The 20,934-nt window shown below is 64.7% G+C and carries 22 protein-coding genes; 9 read left to right on the plus strand and 13 right to left on the minus strand.

The genetic code is table 11. From position 1 onward, the window contains the following. Window position 1 precedes the first annotated feature (1 nt). Window positions 2-1,321, plus strand: coding sequence for an HlyD family type I secretion periplasmic adaptor subunit (locus NLY43_RS23700; RefSeq protein ID WP_023710839.1), 1,320 nt, complete (start codon window positions 2-4; stop codon window positions 1,319-1,321). On the opposite strand, the gene NLY43_RS23705 is transcribed toward NLY43_RS23700, so the two are convergent. The 3 genes from NLY43_RS23705 to NLY43_RS23715 form a co-directional block, all read right to left on the minus strand. Beyond that, window positions 1,308-1,622 (minus strand): type II toxin-antitoxin system RelE/ParE family toxin, encoded by a 315-nt coding sequence (locus tag NLY43_RS23705; protein ID WP_023669695.1) that lies wholly within the window; start codon window positions 1,620-1,622, stop codon window positions 1,308-1,310. The two genes, NLY43_RS23700 and NLY43_RS23705, sit on opposite strands and share 14 nt — an antisense overlap. Continuing rightward, window positions 1,619-1,900, minus strand: coding sequence for a type II toxin-antitoxin system ParD family antitoxin (locus NLY43_RS23710; protein ID WP_023669694.1), 282 nt, complete (start codon window positions 1,898-1,900; stop codon window positions 1,619-1,621). The genes NLY43_RS23705 and NLY43_RS23710 overlap by 4 nt, the downstream gene beginning before the upstream one ends. A 68-nt stretch (window positions 1,901-1,968) precedes the next feature. Continuing rightward, window positions 1,969-2,964 (minus strand): GlxA family transcriptional regulator, encoded by a 996-nt coding sequence (locus tag NLY43_RS23715; protein ID WP_023710840.1) that lies wholly within the window; start codon window positions 2,962-2,964, stop codon window positions 1,969-1,971. A 51-nt stretch (window positions 2,965-3,015) separates the two neighbouring features. On the opposite strand from NLY43_RS23715, the gene NLY43_RS23720 reads away from it, so the two are divergent. The 6 genes from NLY43_RS23720 to NLY43_RS23745 all read left to right on the plus strand — a co-directional run bounded on the left by NLY43_RS23720 (window position 3,016) and on the right by NLY43_RS23745 (window position 7,331). Then, window positions 3,016-3,378: a hypothetical protein gene (locus tag NLY43_RS23720; protein ID WP_023710841.1), complete on the plus strand. Its 363-nt coding sequence runs from the start codon at window positions 3,016-3,018 to the stop codon at window positions 3,376-3,378. Next, complete coding sequence (locus NLY43_RS23725; protein ID WP_084561072.1) at window positions 3,299-3,808, plus strand: PIN domain-containing protein; 510 nt, start codon at window positions 3,299-3,301, stop codon at window positions 3,806-3,808. Before NLY43_RS23720 ends, NLY43_RS23725 begins: the two co-directional genes overlap by 80 nt. 34 nt (window positions 3,809-3,842) lie before the next feature. Continuing rightward, entirely contained in the window at window positions 3,843-4,991 is a 1,149-nt protein-coding gene (locus NLY43_RS23730; RefSeq protein WP_023710843.1) for an amidohydrolase, read from the plus strand. 88 nt (window positions 4,992-5,079) lie between these two features. Then, the gene (locus tag NLY43_RS23735; RefSeq protein ID WP_023710844.1) at window positions 5,080-5,439 is read left to right on the plus strand and encodes a hypothetical protein; all 360 of its coding nucleotides are present in this window, start codon (window positions 5,080-5,082) and stop codon (window positions 5,437-5,439) included. Window positions 5,440-5,544: 105 nt separating this feature from the next. Beyond that, on the plus strand, window positions 5,545-6,420 hold the full coding sequence (locus tag NLY43_RS23740; RefSeq protein WP_023710845.1) for an alpha-1,2-fucosyltransferase: 876 nt from the start codon (window positions 5,545-5,547) through the stop codon (window positions 6,418-6,420). Continuing rightward, a complete protein-coding gene (locus NLY43_RS23745; protein ID WP_023710846.1) occupies window positions 6,417-7,331 on the plus strand; it encodes a glycosyltransferase family protein in 915 nt (304 codons plus the stop codon). The genes NLY43_RS23740 and NLY43_RS23745 overlap by 4 nt, the downstream gene beginning before the upstream one ends. Here NLY43_RS23745 and NLY43_RS23750 read toward each other — a convergent pair. Then, window positions 7,315-8,526, minus strand: a complete 1,212-nt coding sequence (locus NLY43_RS23750) for a cytochrome P450 (protein WP_023710847.1) — start codon at window positions 8,524-8,526, stop codon at window positions 7,315-7,317. The genes NLY43_RS23745 and NLY43_RS23750 overlap by 17 nt on opposite strands. Before the next feature lie 13 nt (window positions 8,527-8,539). After that, window positions 8,540-9,208: a GNAT family N-acetyltransferase gene (locus tag NLY43_RS23755; RefSeq protein ID WP_031199642.1), complete on the minus strand. Its 669-nt coding sequence runs from the start codon at window positions 9,206-9,208 to the stop codon at window positions 8,540-8,542. Window positions 9,209-9,406: 198 nt separating this feature from the next. On the opposite strand from NLY43_RS23755, the gene NLY43_RS23760 reads away from it, so the two are divergent. Both NLY43_RS23760 and NLY43_RS23765 read left to right on the plus strand, forming a co-directional pair. Beyond that, a complete protein-coding gene (locus NLY43_RS23760; RefSeq protein ID WP_023710848.1) occupies window positions 9,407-10,399 on the plus strand; it encodes a hypothetical protein in 993 nt (330 codons plus the stop codon). 160 nt (window positions 10,400-10,559) lie between these two features. Beyond that, window positions 10,560-11,000, plus strand: a complete 441-nt coding sequence (locus NLY43_RS23765) for a lipid-binding SYLF domain-containing protein (protein WP_023686526.1) — start codon at window positions 10,560-10,562, stop codon at window positions 10,998-11,000. A gap of 354 nt (window positions 11,001-11,354) precedes the next feature. Here the strand turns inward: NLY43_RS23765 and NLY43_RS23770 are convergent, their stop codons facing one another. The 8 genes from NLY43_RS23770 to NLY43_RS23805 form a co-directional block, all read right to left on the minus strand. Next, window positions 11,355-12,335: an ABC transporter permease gene (locus NLY43_RS23770; protein WP_023704177.1), complete on the minus strand. Its 981-nt coding sequence runs from the start codon at window positions 12,333-12,335 to the stop codon at window positions 11,355-11,357. 241 nt (window positions 12,336-12,576) lie between these two features. After that, window positions 12,577-13,548, minus strand: a complete 972-nt coding sequence (locus NLY43_RS23775) for an ABC transporter permease (RefSeq protein ID WP_023710849.1) — start codon at window positions 13,546-13,548, stop codon at window positions 12,577-12,579. Continuing rightward, window positions 13,545-15,095 (minus strand): sugar ABC transporter ATP-binding protein, encoded by a 1,551-nt coding sequence (locus tag NLY43_RS23780; RefSeq protein ID WP_023710850.1) that lies wholly within the window; start codon window positions 15,093-15,095, stop codon window positions 13,545-13,547. Before NLY43_RS23780 ends, NLY43_RS23775 begins: the two co-directional genes overlap by 4 nt. Window positions 15,096-15,372: 277 nt before the next feature. Then, window positions 15,373-16,407 carry an ABC transporter substrate-binding protein gene (locus NLY43_RS23785; RefSeq protein WP_023710851.1) on the minus strand — a complete coding sequence of 345 codons (1,035 nt, stop codon included), beginning with the start codon at window positions 16,405-16,407 and terminating at the stop codon, window positions 15,373-15,375. A gap of 78 nt (window positions 16,408-16,485) precedes the next feature. Further along, a complete protein-coding gene (locus NLY43_RS23790; RefSeq protein WP_023723447.1) occupies window positions 16,486-17,400 on the minus strand; it encodes a sugar phosphate isomerase/epimerase family protein in 915 nt (304 codons plus the stop codon). Between the two features lie 23 nt (window positions 17,401-17,423). Beyond that, entirely contained in the window at window positions 17,424-18,959 is a 1,536-nt protein-coding gene (locus tag NLY43_RS23795) for a mannitol dehydrogenase family protein (protein ID WP_023710853.1), read from the minus strand. Then, window positions 18,956-19,738, minus strand: a complete 783-nt coding sequence (locus NLY43_RS23800; protein WP_023710854.1) for an SDR family oxidoreductase — start codon at window positions 19,736-19,738, stop codon at window positions 18,956-18,958. Before NLY43_RS23800 ends, NLY43_RS23795 begins: the two co-directional genes overlap by 4 nt. Before the next feature lie 79 nt (window positions 19,739-19,817). Further along, entirely contained in the window at window positions 19,818-20,705 is an 888-nt protein-coding gene (locus tag NLY43_RS23805) for a MurR/RpiR family transcriptional regulator (protein WP_023710855.1), read from the minus strand. Window positions 20,706-20,934: the final 229 nt, after the last annotated feature.

Here is a 20,934-nt window from a genome sequence, read left to right on the forward strand (position 1 = left end):
GATGATGCAGCAGAGCCTCGCCTTCGAAGGTCGACCGCGCACCGACTTCCGCCGCATGGCCGTCGTCGGCTACGTGGCCATAGCGCTCTTCGTCGGCTGCTTCGGCTATTGGGCGGCGAACGCGCCGCTCTCCGGCGCGGTGATCACCTCCGGCACGATCTCGGCGACGGGCGGCAACATCCTCATCCAGCACCCCGAGGGCGGTATCATCGAGCAGTTGCTGGTGCATGAAGGCGACCGCGTGCAACAAGGCGAACCGCTGGTCCTGCTCGACCGCAGGGCGGCCGAGACCGACCTCAACCGGCTGACCAGACAGACGATCGCGCTCAGGGCAAGTGCCGCGCGACTTGAGGCCGAGCGCGACGGATCGGACAGGCTGGCGCCGATCGCCGAAGCAGCACCCGCGCCGTTCCAGCGCGATTTCGACAATCTGGTGCACGAACAGCAGAAGGAGTTCGAGGCCAGGCTCGCCCGGTTCCGCTCCGAGCAGTCGATCCTGGCGCAGCGCGTCGCCATGCATCGTGAGTCGGCGCTGGGACTGGAGGCGCAGAAACTCGCCATCCAGCAACAGGCCGAGATCGTGAAGAAGGAACTCGGCATCAAGACCGGCCTGCTCGACAAGGGTCTCACCAACCGCAGCGAATATTCGCAGCTTCTGCGCAGCGAGGCCGATCTGGTCGGCCAGGCCGGCGCGCTGGAGGCGGATATCGCAGCGACCAAGACGCAGATCGTCGAAGCCCAGGCGCAGGTCGAGCGCGCGACCACGCAGCGCGTCGAGGACGCGCTGACCAAGCTCGACGAGGTTCGCACCAGCCTGGCCGACATCGGCGAACAGATCACCGCAGCCGAGGCGGTGCTGGGGCGCACGACGATCAAGGCGCCGGCAGCCGGCATCGTGGTATCCTCGATCTACAACTCCAAAGGCAGCGTGATTGCGCCGGGGCAGAAGATCATGGAGATCCTGCCGACCGCGTCGGGCCTCATCGTCGACGCGAAGCTGCGGCCGAAAGACGTGGACCTGGTTCGCGTCGGCCAGCCGGCGAAGCTCAGGCTGTCCGCCCTGAACGCGCGCCTCACCCCTGAGGTCCCGGCTACGGTGATGCAAATTTCCGCCGACCGGCTGATCGATGAAACCACGCATGAGGCGTATTTCCGCGCCAGGCTGAAGATCACCGACACGCTGCCGCAGGGCGTGAAAGCCGAGCAGCTTTACCCAGGAACGCCGGTCGAGGCGTTTATCAGCACCGGCGACCGAACCTTCCTCGAATATCTGGCGCGGCCGATGCTGGACTCGTTCGCGCGGGCGTTCACGGAGCGATAGGCGCCAACTCGTCCTCCCAGTTGACGCCGCCGTAGAACACCCTGAGAATCACCACCTGGTCGCCTTCTACGGTGAAGGCCACAGTCAGGCGGCGCTCGAAGCCAACGATGCGAAGCCCCGGCCGCACATCATCCCTTAGGGTTCCGCGTTCCGAGGCATAGTCGAGACCCAGGCAAAATCGCTCGATCCGCTCGATGTAGCGAAGGGCGGTGAGGTTGCCGGATGCGTGAGCGACCGTATCGTATATCCATAACAGATCCGTCTGGGCTTCCGGCAAAAGGACAACATGCCGGCGCTTCACACGTTCCCCTTGAGGCGAGCTGCGTGATGTGCGCGAATGCTGTCAAAAGACTTGTCGGCCGGGATGGCCTGGGAGGGGTCTGCCTTCCACCTATCATAGGTTGGCGCGACCTCCTCACGCAGCCAGCGCTCCACGGCGGCGTCGCGTTCCTGCAATGCGCGAAGACCGGCGCGGATCACTTCACTGCTGGTCGCGTATGTGCCGGACCGAACGAGCTGGTCGATGAAAGCAGCCTGCTCGGCCGGCAGGCTGAAGGTGCGTTTTTCGGTGGCGGACATGGATCCCTCCTATCAGGTTGGTATGATATTATCATACCAACGGCGAGATCGCACGCCCCAATATAGGCTTAGGGACCGCTCCCCTTGCCGTCGGCAAAGACACCGGACATTCGGTTCGGATGCCTGAGATGGGTCGGCGTGATACCGGTCTGATGGCGGAAGACACGGCTGAAATGGCCGGCATTGGGAAAACCGCAGCGGTAGGCGATGTCGCCGATTGCCAAGTCGCTCCCCTCCAGCAGCGACTTGGCCTGATGTACGCGCAGCGCAAGATAGGCGGCCATCGGGCCGATGCCGAGCTCGGCGCCGAACAGCCGCTCAAGCTGGCGCCGGGATAAATGCAACCGGCCCGCGATCTCGGCGACCGACAGCGTCTCCTGGAGATTGCTTTCCATCAGAAGCAGCGCCCGTTTCACCGCTCGGCTCGACGCGGCCGGAAAGAGATCGCCGACGGGCTGCACATCCAGGCTTGAGCGGATGCGGTCGAGCACGAGGATCTTGGCGGCTTTTTCCGCAGCCTTGCGGCCGATGAACTGCGACACGAAATGGCCGGCAAGGTCGGCCGCACCCGTGCCTCCGGCGCAGGTCGAGCGGCCCCTATCGACGGAAAACAGGCTGTCGGCATGGGCGTTCACATCAGGGAATTGGCTGCGGAAATCCTTGATGTGAAACCAGCTGACGGCAGCACTGTAGCCATCGAGCAGACCGTAGCGCGCGAGCACGAAGCTGCCGGTGCAGAGTGCCGTCAGCGGCACGCCCCTTTCGGCCGCCCGCAACAGGAAGGCCTCCTTTTCGGAGCTGAGGCTGCGGTTGGTGTCGAGCAGGCCGCCGACCACGACGACATTGTCGAACTTCTGCGGATTGCCGATCGCCTTGGTCGGCAGCAGCTCGACACCGCAACTCGCCCGGATCGGCAGGCCACGCTCGCCGACGATCTCCCAGTCGAACTCGATCCGGCGGCTGCGGTCGCCTTCATCGCCGGCGAGCCGCAGCGTGTCGATGAACAGCGACAGCGGCGACAGCGTGAAGTCGCGAACCAAGAGAAACGCAAACCGCCTGGCCATTGTTGCTCCGAAACCGTTCCTTCGGGTGGATGGAAGCAATTATCGCGAAAGATGTCGCACAGGCGAGCACGCGGCGCTTTTCAGGAGAAGCCACCGGATGTCGGAGATGAGATTGACGACTTTCTGATGCGCCGTCACGGTACCGCCTTTGGCTTCAACAGGCCGAGACCGCTCGCATCCATAACAATTTGCCGCTATATTGGGTTCATGACAAAAGCACAGACCAAACAGGAGCTGACCGGCAAGTGGGTGGTGCGCGATTCCCGCAGCGGCCGCTACGTTGAAGTGCGCGGTGCTGATTCGATGAAGTCGTCGCAGTTGCCCCTGAAAAAGGGTGTGGACCTTACGAAGCCGATTGCTAATCAAGCCCTCAAAGGCGGCTCTCACCAGGTGCGCAAACCCAGGGATAGTTGATCCTTGCCAGGGGCGCTTCTCGACACGCATACGTTTTATTGGCTGGTCCGCAGGCACGCTTTCGGAAGAAGCTCTCATCGCAATCCCCGAGAGCCAAACTGCGGGCAAGCTTTATGTTTCCCCAATCACTGCGTGGGAATTGGCGATCGCGTCCCATAAGCCGACGCACAAGAACCCGCCCTATCTCGGCATAGGAACGCCGTCGAAATGGTTTTCCGAGGCAGTTGCAGCAACGGGATCTAAGATCATCCCGATCAAGCAACGTATCGCTTGCGAGGCAGCGACCGTGGTGACCGATACGGGGCATAAGGATCCCGGCGACTGCTACCTGATCGCGACGGCGCGAGTAAGAAAAATTCCGATCATCACCCGCGACACAATCATGCAGGGGCTTGCCTCGCCGGACTATCTACAGGTCATTGTATGTTGAGTTTGCAGCCACAGCACTAAGCGGAGCCCCAACCATGACCCTGACCAATCGCGATATCATCGAGCTGACGGCATGGCGCCGCAAGCTGCACCAGCGGCCGGAAATCTCCAACGAGGAAGAACAGACCGCCAAGGAAGTCGTCAGCTTCCTCGCCGATACAGGGCCGGACAAGGTACTGACCGGCCTCGGCGGTCATGGCGTGGCGGCGGTCTATGACAGCGGCCAGGCGGGACCGACGGTGCTGTTCCGCTCGGAGATCGATGCGCTGCCGATCGAGGAGCTTTCGGGCGTCGAGCATGCCTCGCAGGTGCCGGGAAAATCGCATATGTGCGGCCATGACGGCCACACCGCGATCCTGGCCGCACTCGGCCGCCAGCTCGGACGAGAACGGCCGGCGCGCGGCCGCGTCGTCTTGATGTTCCAGCCGGCGGAAGAGACCGGCAATGGCGCGGCCGGCGTCGTCGCCGATGCGCGCTTTGACGAGATCGCGCCGGACTTCGCCTTCTCCCTGCACAATCTGCCGGGCGTGCCGTTCGGCGAGGTTCGCCTCAAGCCCGGCGTCGTCAACTGCGCCTCGCGCGGCATCCGCATCGTGCTGGAGGGCAAGACCGCGCATTCCTCCATGCCCGAAACCGGCGTGTCGCCGATGCCGGCGATCAGCCAACTGATGCCGGCGCTTCCGGCACTCGGGCGCGGCACTTTCGCCGATGCTGATTTCAGCATGGTGACCGTCACCCATGCGACCATGGGCGAGGCCGTATTCGGCATTGCGCCCGGACATGCGGAGGTGTGGGCGACGCTGCGCACAAGGCGCGACGAGCGCATGGCGGAGCTGGTCGCAGCTGCGGAAGCCCTGGCTGCCAGGACTGCGGACGAGCACCACCTTTCCGTGCGCTGCGACTATCACGAGATATTCGTCGCCAGCATCAATGCGCCGGATGCGGTGGAGCATCTCAACCGCGCACTCGACGAGGAAGGTGTCGCGCGCAGCGAAGAGGCCCTGCCGATGCGCGCCTCGGAAGATTTTGGCATCTTCGGCCACAAGGCGAGCTCAGCCATGTTCTTTCTCGGCGCCGGCGAGCGCCATCCTTCGCTGCACAATCCCGATTATGATTTTCCCGACGATCTGATCCCGATCGGCTCGAAAATCTTCATGCGCACGGCGCGCAACCTGTTGGGGTGAGCGGCCATGCAAGATCCGCATCCTGAAGCCGCCTTTTTCCCGCTGGAATCGTCTTGTAGTCGCCTCCTACATTAGGAGGGGCTTGCGGATGAGAATTGCAATGGTCGTCGCGTTGACCGCGACAGTGGCAGGGTGCGTATCGTCTCCGGTCCAGTATGGAGCCTCGCTCTCGCCGCAGGACCCGAAATGGGCGACGCCGGAATGCCAGCAGGCCCGCACGGATGCCTTGAACTACGACCGGCGCGAGAAGGAGCATCCGGGATGGGCCGCCGGCGTCGTGCTGGGGCCTTACAGCATGGGGCTCGTTGCGGCCATCAAGGAGAATGAGCAGAAGCGGCGCCGGCTGCTCGCACGCGAGGTGCATTTGCAGTGCTCAAGCCTGCCCTTGCCGAGGGATCTGGACTTCGATCCAAAGATCTACGCGCCAAAGCCGACGCATTATCCCTGAGGGTGGCTTGCCGGCGGCGATCATGATGCGCCCTTGGCGTCAGAGGCCAGTCGACCGGCCCGCGCAGCTCGGGTAACAATGACCGTCTTTGGCGAAAGGGGTCCAATGCGGCAAGTGCCCATCGTGATGCAGCCGTTTGGCGGCATGGCGAACAAGATGTTCCAGTACATGTTTTGCCATGTGCTGGCGAAGCGTATCCCCGGTGGCTATGTCTGCGACGCCGACCTGCCGGAATGGTCCATTGCCAAGGTGCGGCCGCCTTTGTTGTGGAAATACCGGCTGCTTCGGGTCGACGGCTATCACCGCTACGACCTCGACGGGATCATAGCCGCGCTCCGCGACAGGCGGGCGCGGAGCATCCGCTTCAAGGGCTTCGCGCAGCGGCTGGGTTATTATGACCGGGACGAGGTCTCCGGGCTGTTCGACGGGCGTGCCGTCGCCGCGCCGACCCATGGCGACGATTTTCTCGTCATCCATGTGCGGGCCGGCGACATCCTCGACGGCTTCCACCGCAACTATTGCCCGATGCCATTCGGCTTCTTCGAGACGCTCATCAAGGATAGCGGCCGCAAGCCGGTCTTCGTCGGCCAGACCCATGACGACAACGATTATTGCCGGCGCCTGCGTCAGCGTTTTCCCGATGCTGTCTTCGCGCCGAAGGCGTCGCCATTGACGGATTTCGAGACGCTGCGCCGGGCGAGCCATCTCGTCACGGGGGTGAGCAGCTTCTCCTGGCTGGCCGGTTGGTTGTCTTCGGCGCGGACGATCCATCTGCCGGTGGCCGGCATATTCGACCCGCGCATCAGGCCGGATATCGACTTGCTGCCGCTTGACGACCCCCGCTATCGGTTCCACCAGTTCGACATGGGCGACTGGACGGGCTCTTCGGAGCAGCTTGCAGCATTTTATGGCGACGCGATCCCGTTCCGGCAGGTCGAGCCTCAAGCAGCAGCCGGTGGCGCGGGGAAAGCGTTGCGATGAGAATTCCGTTTTCCGTCAACAGGCCGGTGATCTGCGCGATCATGAAGCTGGAGCAGCCCTATGTGATCGAGTGGGTCGCCTGGCACAAGCTGCATGGCTTCGACCTGATGATCGCTGACAACTGCAGCGCCGGACCGCAGACGGCGGTGCTCCAGGCGTTGCGCGATGCCGGCTGGATCCGGCTGGTCGACTGGCGACACGACACGGTGCTGCCGCAGCGGCGGGCCTATTCCTATCTTTACTGGCAGGCATTGCTCCACGGCTATCGCTATCTGGGCTTCATGGACGCCGACGAGTTCCTCGAGCCGCTCGACGCGCCGCCCTGGAGCGGAGCCGAACTGGTCCGCTCGCTTTTGAGCCGCCCGGGCGTGCGCAGCGTCGCCTTTCGCTGGGTGAATTTCGGCAGCGACGGCAAAGAGGCCTATGACGACGAACTGGTGACGGTGCGGTTTCAAAGGCGCGGCACGCATGACGCCCCGACCGCGCGCTGGAAGAAGTCGTTTGCCCGCGTGTCCTCGGTGCTGCGCAAGGCGCTGCGGGATCCCGGGCAGTTCATGCCGCACCCGCACGGTTTCCGCATCTCGCTGCGCAGGACGCTGGTCGACGGCATGACGCTCGACAAGCACCCGGCGGCCATGCCGATGGAATGGAAGATCGGCTGGATCCGCCACTATGCCGTGAAATCGAGGCAGGAACTGGCCGACAAGCATGCCCGCGGCGGCGGCTTCACGCCGTCGAGCGAGGCGCCGTCGCTGGACGAGTACCGGGTATCGAGAGATCAGAACGATATTCTCGATCCGCTCGACGATGCGACGGTGGGCGCCTTGCGGGCAAAGGTTTCGGAAATCGTCAGGTCGCTCGACCCGGCGGTCATGCCCCAGACGCGGCCGCTTTTCACGCAGCGGGGTTGAGGATCAGCGGCGCGGTAGCCATGCCGTGAAACGACATCGAGGCGCGGCGCTCGGCATTTGCGGCATCGAGCCGCCATCCGGGCGCACGGGTGAACAGGGCTTCTATCATCGCCGCGATCTCGATACGGGCGACATGCTGCCCGAGGCAGACATGCAGGCCGGTGCCGAAGGTCATCGACATGGTTGGCGGGCGCGTGAGGTCCAGCCGGTCGCCATCGGCGAAGACGGCATCGTCGCGATTGCCGCTGCCGAGCACCGGCACGACCGCTTCGCCAGCCGCAATCCTGACGTCGCCGAGGTCGATGTCCTGCGCCGCGATGCGGGCGACGGCGTATTGCACCGAGGCGCCATAGCGCAGCAGTTCGGCCGCCGCGCTGCTCCAGTCGACAGCGCCGCGCTCGAGCAGCGCGCGCTGTTCGGGAAAGCGATCCAGCGCAACAATTGCGTTGCCGAGAGCGTCGACGACAGTCTCCTGTCCGGCAAACAGCATGAAGACGATGTTGGCCACCATGTCCTCACGCGACCAGCGGCCTTGCGCAACCTCCCGCACCATGCCGGCAACCATTCCGTCCGGCCGGTAGGCCTGTCGAGCCAGCCGCTCCTCGACAAAAGCCTGGCATTCGCGATAGGCCTCGGCGCTTGCTGCCGGCGGCTGCGCTCTTCGCAGGTCGAATGCGCTGGCCATGCGGCGGGTCACCGATTTCAACGCCCAAGGGTCCTCGATCTCGATGCCGAGGATTTCCTGCAGCAGCCAGAAGGACACCGGCACGGCGAGCCCGGCGACGGCGTCGACGCGGCCATCCGCCAGCGCACGCTCGACCAGCTCGTGGCTCAGCGCGCGAAGACCTTGCGTCAGCGCTTCGATGGCCGGCCGTGAGAAAAAGCCAGCGACCGGCCGGCGCAAGGCGCCATGCTGAGGCGGATCGGCAAGCAGCACCGAGCGGCTGAGCAGAGCCATGGGCGCATGGTCGACGAGCTTGCGGCGGACCTCTTCATATGTACCCGGCGGCGCCTGAACAAGAGCGGGATGCTTCAGCGCGCCCGACACCAGCTCATGGCTGAACACATAATGCGCGTCGGCCAGCTCGGGATAGGGCGCGACGCCGCGCGCAATGCCGCCGGCGGCGCGCATGCGGGCGAAATGCGGAAACGGGTCGTCGCCGAGCGCGAACGGATCGAAATGCGGAGCTGTCATGACGGCTCGAATCTCATGCCTTGAGATTCTTGGCTGAAATGACCCTGAAGCCGCCTGACGTGGCGTCCTGCGGGAAGAAGTCCGGCATGACGTAGAGGAACTCGCATCCGTAGACGCGGTAGTGCATGCGCAGCAGCGGATCGCGGATGATCTCTTCCAGCGGCGGTCTTGTGCCGGTCTGGTTCCAGCGGTCGATGGTGGCGCGGAACCGCGCATCGGCCTTGACATGATCATACTCGTCGCCCGAGGAGCCGGCATAGGACGAGCAGCGGCCATCGCCGATCAGCCAGCTGGCGCCCAGGCGGCGGCCGTGGCTCTCCATCTCCTTCAAGAGCCGCACCGCCGTGTTGGTGCCGCGATGGCTCGGCCGGACGCAGAGATTGTAGGCGTAAAGCGCGTAAACCGGCTCGCTGCGCGGCAGCGATGCATAGGCATCGAAATTCCTGGGGAAATCGGCGCGCACCAGCGGATCCTGGCTGGTCTCGGCAAAGCAGATGGTGCCGGCAAGCAGATCGCCATCGATCGCGCCGAACATGGTGTGTCCGAGTGCCAGCCGGTGGCGGATGGTCGTTTCGCTCGCCTGCAGCGGGGCTGCCCAGGCGGCAGCCTCAAGCTCCATCAGCAACGGCATGTCTTCCAGCTCTAACCGGCGGATGGGTATCGCAACATCGTCTAAATTCATGTGTCGGCTGCCTCGACTTCTAACGCGTTGATGGCGCATGGCAGTTTCTTGCCAATGCGGTTTGCAGCTTCACGGAAACGTCAACCTGTTCTATCTCCTGTTTGACGCATGCCGGATCGAGAACCATTTCACGGCTTTCACAAGCCTGTCTAATCATCATGGTTCCCCTTTGCAATTACATACGGACAACGGAAACGCATGATATTTTACGTCGCGCATCGGGAGCACGCCTACACGCAGGCGGTGGTGCTTCTGTATCACCGGACTGACCTGGAGGCGTGGTTCCGGCTGGTGCGCTACGAGGATGCCGGGCTGCTGCGCGGCGTTCGCGCCGGGGTGGTCATCTGGTCCGACATGGACCGGCTGACATCGGACGAATTGAGCCGCGCGGCCGGCATCAGCGCCGAACTGGCTGACAACACCGGCCTGACGCAGCTCAATCACCCGACCGCCAGCCTGCAGCGCTTCGACCTGCTGCGCCTGCTTCACGCCGACGGCAGCAACGCTTTTCGTGTGTTCAGGCCGGACGAGTTGGAAGAGCCGATACGCTATCCCGTTTTCATCCGCGACGAGACGGGCGCACTCTACAGGGAGCCGCCGCTGCTGCACGACCGGCCGGCGCTGGACGCCGCGATCGCCCGGCTGGACGGTAGCGATCTAGTGCGGCCGATGGTGGTGGAGATGATCGGCACCCCCGGAATGGACGGTTATTTCAGGAAGTACGCGGCGTTTCGGGTCGGCGATACGATCTACGGCCAGCATTGCGCCATGTCGAAATCGTGGTTCGTCAAGAATTCGCCCGAGCAATTGCTGCCGGCGCATATCGAAGAAATCAGGACCTATATCGATACGAATCCTGACGCCAATGCGGTCATGCGGGTCTTCGAAAAAGCCCATATGCAGTATGGACGCATCGACTACACATTCGTCGACGGCAGGCTGGTGGTGTTCGAGATCAACAGCAACCCCACCGTGCTCAGCGACCCGCCGACGCCGTTCGCCAGCTATGACCCCAAGCCCTTTGCCGATCTTCAGGCCGACGCGCTGCTCGCGCTGCCGCAGGCTACCGAGGCGGACTCGCTGGCTGCAATCGACACCGCCCACCAGTCGGCGCTGGCCAAGTTGCGGCGCCATTACCAGATGAGGCGGCTGAAGTTAATGCTGCGAAAAGTGCTCAGGAAGAGAAAATAGGCGCCGCCTCCTCCGCAACCCGAAAGTACACCACGTCACGTTTCGTCGGATCTTGTCACAGCCTGCCTGGAACCAAATCACGGGCTAGATTGTTCAAGTTGGTTACGAATTCGACGCCGCCTGCCGGCTGGGCAAGCGGCGCACTTGAGGAGCTCCCACCATGACCATCTCGTCCAGCTTTCGTTCGCTTGCGGTTGCGGCCATCACAACTGTGTCCGTCAGCGCTGCCAGCGCCGCGCATGCCGATAGCGGCACGATCCGCTTTGCCGTCTACAAGGCGGCCTTCTTCGTCGGCGGTTCCGGCGGCGAGGGGACGCTGACCTTCCACGGCCGCTCCTATCCCATCACGATCGGCGGCGTTTCGGGCGGCTTCGCCTTCGGGGTTTCCAAGACCTATTTCCGGGGCACCGTGCGCCATATCCGCAGGGTGCGGGATGCGACCGGCGTTTATGGCGCGGCCGGCGGTGGCGGCGCGCTCGGCAAGGGGGCGCAGGTGATCGTCATGACCAACGACAAGGGCGCCCAGCTCGAGCTTACCGGCCGGCAGGTGGGCCTGCAGGTGAATGCGGATCTGAGCGGGATGGCGATTTCGTTGAAGTAAGGGGCGTTGCGTCTGGGTGGGCAAGGTCGCCCAGGATGGTGGCAATCAGTAGGTCGGTCCCCCACTCCGTCTCGGCTTCGCCGAGCCACCTCTACCCCCACTTTCGTGGGGGAGAGGAAACGCTAATTTTGGAAGTCGCGGCTTCAAAGGCTTAGGTTCTGCCTCAAGAAAAACTTGGATTTCCTTCCTATGAAAGCTTGGCATTTCCTCTCCCCCACGGACGTGGGGGTAGAGGTGGCTCGGCGAAGCCGAGACGGAGTGGGGGCTGGCGCTGCCGTAGGCGATAGCCTTGCGCTTCTGACGGGTAAGCCTGGCTTGCAGCGCCGGACCGGCGGCACTACTGCCGCCAGCCCCCTACCGCTCCTCCACAATCCGCAAATACGCCGCCGTCACGAACAGCACGATCAGCCCGAACAAGATCCGCCGTGCCCCCTCCGGCATCTGCAGGATGGTCAGCAGTGTTGTCAGCACGGTCAGGATCAGGGCGCCGATGATGGTGCCGGTGTAGCCGCCGCGGCCGCCGAAGATGGAGGTGCCGCCGATGACGGCGGCGGCGACCGAGGGCAGCACCAGCGGTTCGGCGAGCGACAGCGACGGCGCCTTGATCAAGCCGATATAGAGCAGGCCGGTGATGCCGGCGAGCACGCTGGAGGTGACGTAGAGCGCGGTGATGACCTGCCAGTATTGCACGCCCGACAGGCGGGTCGCGCGCTCATTGTCGCCGACGGCGTAGAGCAGGCGGCCGAAGCCGGTGCGGGCGAGCGTGAAGACGATGAGGGCGGCGAGCGGCACGAACAAAAGCAGCGCGTTGGGGAAGCCCCATGTCACGCCGGTGCCGAGCCAAGCCAGGAAGTCGGGGATTTTTGCGCCCGACGCGATCACCGTGCGCTGGTAGACCTGCAGGCAGCCGGTGCCGATCAGGCTGGTGCCCAGCGTCATGATCAGCGGGTGGACGCGGAAGACGCCGACGCCGATGCCATTGACGAGGCCGATCAGCACCGCCGGCATCATCGCCAGGAGGAACGCCACCGCCGGATCCTGGTTGACCACTTGCGTGGCCATGATGAAGGCGCTCATCGTCGCCACCGTGCCGACCGACAGGTCGATGCCGCCGGTCAGCATGGTTATGGTCTGGCATCCCGAGAGGATCGCCAGCGGGATGGCGAATTTGATGGTGTTGGCGATCCAGCGCTCGTTGACGATGCCGGGGCGCAGGACCTGCAGGATTATAACCAGGATGGCGAGCAGGACGATCAGCGGGATGAGCGGGCGATCGGCCATGAAGCGCTTTATGCGGCGGCCGAAGGGGACCGGGGTGATGGCGGTGGTGCTCATGGGGCGGCTCTTGGTGTTGTGTGCTGCGAGGATGGCGCTCTACGGCGCCCCCCTCTGGCCTGCCGGCCATCTCCCCCACTTGTGGGGAGATTGGCAGCTCCAGCGCCTCGCTCCTTTTTGCAACGTTGAAGGCTGGCGAAAGCGGCGATGACAGCTGATCTCCCCCCTCGTGGGGGAGATGTCCGGCAGGACCGAGGGGGGCGCGAAGGAACGCCGACGTCTCTCTGCGACAGCACACCCATCATTGCCGCCCCCGCATGGTGATAAACGCCCCGAACATCACCACCGCCACCATGATCAGCCCTTCAATAATCGCGGTGACATTCGGGTCGATGGCGAGCAGCGTCAGGTCGGTGCGCACCAGCCTCAACACGAAGACGGCGACGATGGGGCCGAGCAGGCCGCCCTTGCCGCCGCCGAGCGCTACGCCGCCCAGCACCACGGCGGCGACGCTGGCGAGCAGATAGGGGCCGGGGATGGGGGCGCCGATGCCGGTGCTCATGGTCAGCGCCAGGCCGCCAAAGGCGGCGAACAGGCCCGACAGCGCATAGGCGATGATGCGAGTGCGCTTGACCGGCACGCCGGAGCGGAACGCCGCCAGTTCGCTAGAGCCGATGGCGTAGATGGAGAGGCCGAGGCGCGAGCGCCGCAGCGGTATCCAGATGACGCAGAGGCACACGATCAGCACCAGCAGCGCCTTGGGCAGCCAGGCATCTACGGCGTCGGGCAGGCCGGGGATCGGTACCGTGCCGGAGATCAGCGCCTTCAGCCATTCGGCGATGCCACCGCCGGGCGCATCGAGCACCAGCAGGGCGGCGCCCTGCAGCACGAACAGCATGGCCAGCGTGACGACAATGTCGGGCACGCGGGTGACGACGATGAGCAGGCCGTTGAGCGCGCCAAGGCCAAACCCCATGGCCAGCACGAAGGGCACCACGAACAGCGCGTATTCCTCGCTCGCGCCATTCATCATCGACGCCGCGGTGACGCTGGTCAGCGCCATCATGGCGGCGACCGACAGGTCGATGCCGCCGGCGATGACGACCACCGTCTGCGCGGCGACTGCGAAGGCATAGGGCAGAACGGCGCGGGCGAGCGAGCCGAAATCATTGCTGCCATAGGCCGGCTGGATGATCCTGGTGGCGATGAACAGGACGATGAGCAGGGCGAACAGGCCGACAACCCAGCCCTGGCGGCGCAGGAAATGGCTCATGGCGTCGCCTCCGGCGAAGCCGAAGTGTTCGCGGTCGGATCAGCCAATATGCCGATATCGGCCTTGGCGCCGCGCGGCAGGCCGTAGGCGGCGCGCATCAGCGCCGGCTCGTCGGCGTCCTCGACCGGAAAAATGTCGACCAGGCGGCCGCCGAAGATGACGATGACGCGGTCGCAGACGCGCTGCACCTCCTCCAGCTCCGAGGTGTAGAACAGCACCGACTTGCCGTTGCCGGCGAGTTCGCGCAGCAGCTTGTAGATCTCCTGCTTGGTGCCGACATCGATGCCGCGCGTCGGGTCGAAGCACAGGATGGTGCGGGCATCCGCCGCGATCCAGCGGGCGATGGTCACCTTCTGCTGGTTGCCGCCGGACAGGCGCTGCACCTCGCCTTGCGCGCGGGTGTCGATCTGCAGCCGCTCGATCGCGCTGAGCACGGTCGCGCGTTCGCGGCGCATGTTGATCGGACCCCAGTTGCGCAAGGCAGCGCTGAAAGGCAGGGCGATGTTTTCGCGCACCGAGCGCTGCATGGCGAGCGCTTCCGAGCGGTCGCCCGGCACATAGGCAATGCCGGCGCGGATGGCGTCGATCGGATGCGAGAATTTCACCGGCTGGCCATCGACTTCGATGGTGCCGCCGGAGGGCCGGATCGAGCCGGCAAGGGCGGCGAACAACTCGTCCTGACCCTGGCCTTCGAGCGCGACGACGCCGGCGACTTCGCCGTCGGCGAGATCGAAGGAGACATCGCTGAGCTTGGCGCCGACGCGGAGATTGCGCACGGAGATGCGCGGCCGGGCAGCTGCGGGCGCGGCCTTCTCGGCGGCGCTGCGGGCGGCGACATGAGTTTTCACGATGCGGGTGCCGAGCATCAGCTCGACGATCTTTTCCTCGACGCCGGGTACGATGTCGACGACACCGACGGTCTCGCCGTCGCGCAGCACGGTGGCGCGGTCGCACAGTGCGGAGATTTCGACGAAGCGGTGCGAGATGAAGATCACCGCGCGACCGGCATCGCCCTGGCGGCGCACCACTTCCAGCACTTTTTCGGCGAGGTTGGCGGGCAGGGCCGCCGTCATCTCGTCGAGCAGCAGCACGTCCGGCTCGACGGCGAGCGCCCGCGCCAGGTCGAGCACGCGCAGCACGGCGAGCGGAATGTCGCGCGCGGTGTCGCGCAGATCGAGGTCGGTGATGCCGAGCTCGCGCACCCAGGCGCGGAACGGCTCGACCGGCGTGCCGGTGAGCCTGAGATTGGAGAGAACGTCGAGATCGGGGATCAGCGACGGCTCCTGGTAGACCGGCAGCAGCCCGGCGCGGCGCGCGGCGGCGGGCGTGCGAATGTCGCGCGCTTCGCCGCGGATCAGGATGCGGCCGGCGTTCGCCGGAATGGCGCCTGTCAGGATCTTCACCAGCGTCGACTTGCCGGCGCCGTTGGCGCCCATCAGCGCGTGGACCTCGCCCGGCAGCACGGAGAGCGACGCGTTGCGAAGCGCTGCAACCGCGCCGTAGTTCTTGGCGACGCCGGTGGCGTCGAGGAGGGGGCTGGTGGTCAAATGGTTTGTTGTCAAAATTGACGGTTCCAGAAACTAATGTCGGCGCTCTACGGCGCCCCCCTCTGTCCTGCCGGACATCTCCCCCACTTGGGGGAGATTGGCAGTTCCGGCGCCGCCCCTCGTCTTGCGACGTAGAAAATTAGCGAAAGCCGAGATGACAGCCAATCTCCCCACCTGTGGGGGAGATGTCCGGCAGGACAGAGGGGGCGCCGTAGAGCGCTAGTCTGTGTGACGAGGACGGCCGTTCGCCGTCCTCGCCAGTTCATTCAAACCAGGCTTACTCCCCCGGCCCCTTGCAGGCCACGATCTGCTCCTTCGTGTAGGTCGTCCACTCCGGGATCGAGATCGAGACCGGCCATTCCGGGCTGAGCGACGGGTCGGCGGCTGCCTTCAGCTTGGCCTTGCCTTCGTCGGTGGCGTTGTCCCACAGCTGCGGGTCGACCAGCACGGTCTGCTGCGCCGGCTTCTTGCCGTCGAGGATCTGCAGCGCCAGCGTCACGCCCGCGCCGCCGATCGAGCCGGGGTTGGTGACGGCTGCACCGACGAGACCTTTCACCGAGCTCAGCTGGCCGACGAAGCCGGCATTGTCGGCGCCGACCACCGGCACCAGCGCCGCCTGCGATTCGACCAGCGCGTCGACGATGACGTTGTCGATGCCCGACGTCCACACGCCGTTGAACGGCGTGCCGGTGGCCAGGAACGACAGCATCTGCTGCTTGGCCTGATCCTGCTGCCAGCCGGTGAAGACTTCCTGCGCCACCTTCACGCCGGGGTTTTCGGCCAGCGCCTTCTTGAAGCCTTTGTCGCGATCGCTATCGGCCGAGGCGCCGGCGGCGCCGCGCATGTAGAACACCTCGCCCTTGCCGCCCATCTGCTGGAACAGCCATTTGGCGCCGAGATAGGCATACTGTTCCTGGTTGTTGGAGATGATGTAGGCCGACGGTTCGGTCACCGCCTGGTCGACGGCAACGACGACGATGCCGGCCTTGGTGGCTTCTTCCAGGCCCGCCTTGATGCCGGCGGGATCAGCGGGGTTGACGACGATGGCGTCGACCTTGGCGCTGATCAGATTGCGGATGTCTTCGAGCTGGCCGGCGGCATCGGTGTTGCGGTGGGCGATGTTGAGCTTCGTCACTTCGCCCGAAGCCAGCGCCTGCGCCTTCATGGCGCAGACCATTTCCTCGCGCCAGCCATTGCCCTGCACGGTGTTGGAAATGCCGATCGTATATTTGGCTTCGGCCGACGACACGCCCATCGATGCCAGCAAGGCAGCGCCCGCAAGCAACGGGACCATGGTCAGTATTTTCTTCATGTCAGTACTCCTCCACATTGTTGTTTTTCGTCTCAGGGTCAGACCCTTCGGCAGGTTCAGACCAAGTCATTCACCTCGTCATTTGACGAAGGGGCGCAGCACGTCGCGGGCGAGCAGGAAGCCCCGCTTCACCGCATCGTCGTTGCCTTCAAACCGCCTGTCCTCATGTTCGATGATGACCGAGCCGTCATAGCCGGCGCGGTAGAGGCCGGAGAAGAAGCCGCTCCAGTCGACATCGCCCAATCCCGGCATGCGCGGCACCTGCCAGCCTATCCCGGCGGAAAGAATCCCGCGCTCATACAAACCATCATGATCGATCATCAAATCCTTGGCGTGGACATGCAGCATGTAGGGGCCGAACTCCTTGATGAAGCGGCCCTGGTCGATCATCTGCCAGACCAGATGCGAGGGGTCGAAATTCATGCCGACCTCGCCGCCCCAGGCCTCGAGGATGCGCCGCCAGATGTAGGGCGAATAGGCGATGTTGTGCCCGCCCGGCCACTCGTCATAACTGAAGATCATCGGGCAGTTCTCGAAGGCGAGTTTTACCCCGTGATCGCGCGCATAGGCGACGGTCTCGGGCCAGACTTTCAGCGCGTCCTGCCAGTTGACGTCGACGGTCTTCGAGGCATCGCCACCGCAGAAGGTGTTGACCACCGGCACGCCCATATTGGCGGCCAGCACGATGACCTTCTTCAGATGGCCGATGACGGCCTCGCGATGGGCAGGGTCCGGATGCAGTGGGTTCGGGTAGTAGCCGAGGCCAGAGACCGTCAGCTTCTTCTCCGTCAGCGAGGCGACGATCTCCTTGGCCTGCGCGAGCGAGGTGGAAGCGGCATCGATATGGCTGGTGCCGGCATAGCGCCGCGTCGCGCCGGAGGTCTTCGGCCAGCAGGCGATTTCCAGCGCCTCGAAGCCGGCCGAGTGCGCCCAGTCGGCAACCTCGCCAAGCGGCGTCTCCGCAAAAGGTGCTGTAAGCACTCCTAGTTTCATTCTGCCTCCCTAGACCCCGACGACTATAATGCCGATTGTTTGGATCGCTTCAACCTCGCGACCTCATCTTGTTCGAGACTGTGCCGGACAGCCGCCATCGGATCGTCCGACAGCAGGTCGCCCAGCGCCGATATCACGGCCGCGCGGAACGTCCCGTCAACGGCAAGGCCGGGGTCGAATATCCCGTCGATGGCAAGGATGGCGGACACCAGCGCGCTGGCATCGGGACCCGTCGCGTCGGCGATTGCGGCGACCTTGCCGGCATAGGGATCCGACACCGGCCAGCGTCTGCCGAAACGTTCCGAGGCCTGGATCAGATAGGCCATCCAGCCGGCGACCGGCACCGACAGCAGGCCGATGCTCTGGCCCATCGCAAGCCGGTCGCGGATCGGGTTGAGCAGGCGCTGGACGATCTTCTGCGAACCGTCGGTTGCGACCTGGTGGTTGCGGTGGCGGATCGCGGTGTTCTTCAGCCGGCCGAGGCTCTGCTCGACATAGGCAAGCGGCAGGATGCCCGGCACCGGCATCAGCGTCGGCACAGTCTCTTCGACCAGCATGCGCCTGATGAAGTCCGACAGCAGCGGGTCGGCCATTGCATCCGATGTGTGCTCGAGACCAGCCAGAACGCCGAGCGTGGCGAGTGCCGTCTGGGCGCCATTCAGCACCCGCATCTTGAGATGCTCAAACGGCGTGACGTCGTCGACAAAGGTGGCGCCGACCAGATCCCAGCGCGGCATGCGGCCGGCGAATTTTTCCTCGATCACCCATTGCCGGAACGGCTCACCGACAGCGACGGCGGCATCGTGGTAGCCGAACCATTGTTCGACACTGTCGAGGTCATCCTGCGTCACCGCCGGCGCGATGCGGTCGACCATGGCCGCGGGGAACGCGACATTGGCCTCTATCCAGCGGGCCAGCCCTTTGCTCCGCCGTTCGGCAAACGTCCGCACGACATTGTTCAGAATAGTACCGTTGGTCGGGATGTTGTCACAGGAGAGAAACGTTATGGGTCGCTCATGTGTGGCCCTGCGCTGCTCCAGCGCCCGCACCAGCAGGCCGGGCACGCTGCGTGGCGTCTCGGGGTTGGCGAGGTCGTGGACGATGTCGGGATGGCCAAGGTCGAGTTCGCCGCTCGACGGGGTGTGGCAATAGCCTTTTTCGGTCACCGTCATCGTCACCAGCTCGATATCGGGTGAGATCAGCACGCCGAGCGCCGGTGCCGCACTCTCCTGGCTGTCGACCACCCGGACGATGCTGCCGATGACGCGCGCCTCGATGTGGCTGTTCTCGCGGATCAGCCTTGTGTAGAGCCCGCCCTGCCGTCCCAGCGTGTCGGCAAGGCGGGGCGGACGGATGTTGATGCCGACGATGCCCCAGCGGTCGAAGCGCAGCGAGATGAGATCGTCGGTGTATTCGGCCTGATGGCAGCGATGGAAGGCGCCGACGCCGAGATGCGCCATGCCGGGCGCCAGCATCGTGCGGTCGTAGGACGGTGTCTGGACCGATGCCGGCAAGCGATCGAGCAGCGCCGGCCCAAGCGTTTCGATGGAAGCGCTCACCGGTTCGCTCCGATCACCGCCTGCTCCTGGTCGACAACCGCGCCGGTCATCGGGCCGGCGGCGTCGGACAGCAGGAAGACGGCGAGGCTGGCGATGTCGTCCGGCGTCAGCAACCGGCCGAAAGGCTGCGCGGCGTTGGCCTTCTCGAGCCAGCCAGGGCCGTTGCCCAAAGTCTCCGCCTGCATGATGCGTTCGGCCGGCGTGTCGGTCCAGCCGACATTGATGCCGTTGACGCGGATGCGGTCGAAGCGGTGGGCGTTGGCGGCGTTCCTGGTCAGCGTCGCCAGCGCGCCCTTGGTGGCGGAATAGACGGCAAGCTCCGGCGAGCCGCAATGGGCATTGATCGACAGAATGTTGAGAATGGCGCCACCTTGGCCGCGCTGCTTCATGTCGGCAATCGCCGCCTGCATCAGGAAGAACGGCGCGCGCGCATTGACGGCAAACAGCGCCGCCCAATCGTCGAGGCTGGCGTCGAGGAAAGAGGCGCGATCGGTCAGGCCGGCGGCGTTGACCAGCGCATCGATGCGGCCGAAGCGCTCGATGCAGGCCTGCGCCAGAAGGGTGGGGGCGTCAGGACCGGCAAGGTCGGCGGCGACGAAGATGGTCGGCGTGCCCAATTGCGAAAGCTCGGCCGCCACGGCCTCGCCACGCGCCCTCTCGCGCCCGGTGACCAGCAGCCCGGCGGCACCGGAACGCGCCAGCGTCTCGGCAATGGCGCGGCCAATGCCTTGCGTCGACCCGGTGACCAGAGCCACCTTGCCGTCAAGCCGGATCTCCATTCCTCCTCCCGGGAATAAAGTTTCTATTTTTTTAAATATGGAACGGCAATTCTGGATAGTCAATTGTGCCAGCGGCGGCTCATTCGCCGCGCCGCGCCGCCACCCCATGGACCAGCGCCATGCCGACAGCGAGTGACGCCGCCAGCGAGCGGAAGCCGGCAAAGTCGGATTCCACCACTTCCAGCCAAGCGTCCGAGAGCCGAACCAGCGGGCTGAAAGTGCTGTCGGTGACGGTGACGATGCGGGCCTTGCGCTCATGCGCCACCGCGACGAGATCGGGCGTGATCGAATTGTAGGGGCTGAAGGAGACCGCAAGCACGGCGTCCCGTGCGCCGATGCAGCCGATCTGGTCGAGTGCGGAGGAGCCGACATTGTCGACCAGCACGTTGCGCACGCCTTGCTGCGACAGTGTCAGCGACAGATAGGCGGTGACCGGAAAGGCGCGCTTGGAGCCGATGACATAGATCAGCTCGGCGGCCGCCAGCAGCGTTACCATCTTGTCGAAACTCGCGACGTCGAAGCCGGCTTCGATGCGGCCAAGCGAGGCCTGCGATGCCCCGACCATGCCGTGCAGGAAATGCAGATTGGGCTCCGTCTCGGTGCGCGGCTCGCCGCGCCCTTCCGGCCACGATCCCTTGATGTGCTCCTTGAACAGGCCCTGGAAATCGGAAAAGCCGGAATAGCCGAAGATCTGCGCAAAGCGTACCAGCGTCGAGGGCTGCACGCCGGCCTGTGCCGCCACCTGCGCGATGGTGCCGAGCGCGACATCGCTCGGATGCTGCCACAGGAAGATCGCCACCTGGCGCAGCCGCTTGGGGAAATGCACCGTGCCCGACGACAGCACGGCGCGCAGCTCCTCGTAGGTCTGCGGCTGGATGTAGCCGAGCGCCGCCAGAGAGCGCCCGCGCTTGCGCGTCGCCGCCTCGTCGGTGCTCGATCGCCCGGATGCCTTGCTTGCCCCACTCATGATTTCAGGCTAGCGCGGTACGATCGTTTTACAATATGAAAATTGGAAATCGCGTTCGAAAGGGGTGCGGTTTCCCAACGTCGTCATCCTAGGGCGAAGCAGGAGCGAAGCTCCGTCGCGGAGACCCTAGGATCCATGCCGTGACGATGGTCGAGGAATGCAGCGGACGAGAAGGTTCTGCACCGTAGCATCGCTCTGATGTCACGGCATGGATCCTGGGGTCTGCGCT

Origin of the sequence: Mesorhizobium sp. C416B, assembly GCF_030323165.1 — a bacterium.
Taxonomy (GTDB): Bacteria; Pseudomonadota; Alphaproteobacteria; order Rhizobiales; family Rhizobiaceae; genus Mesorhizobium.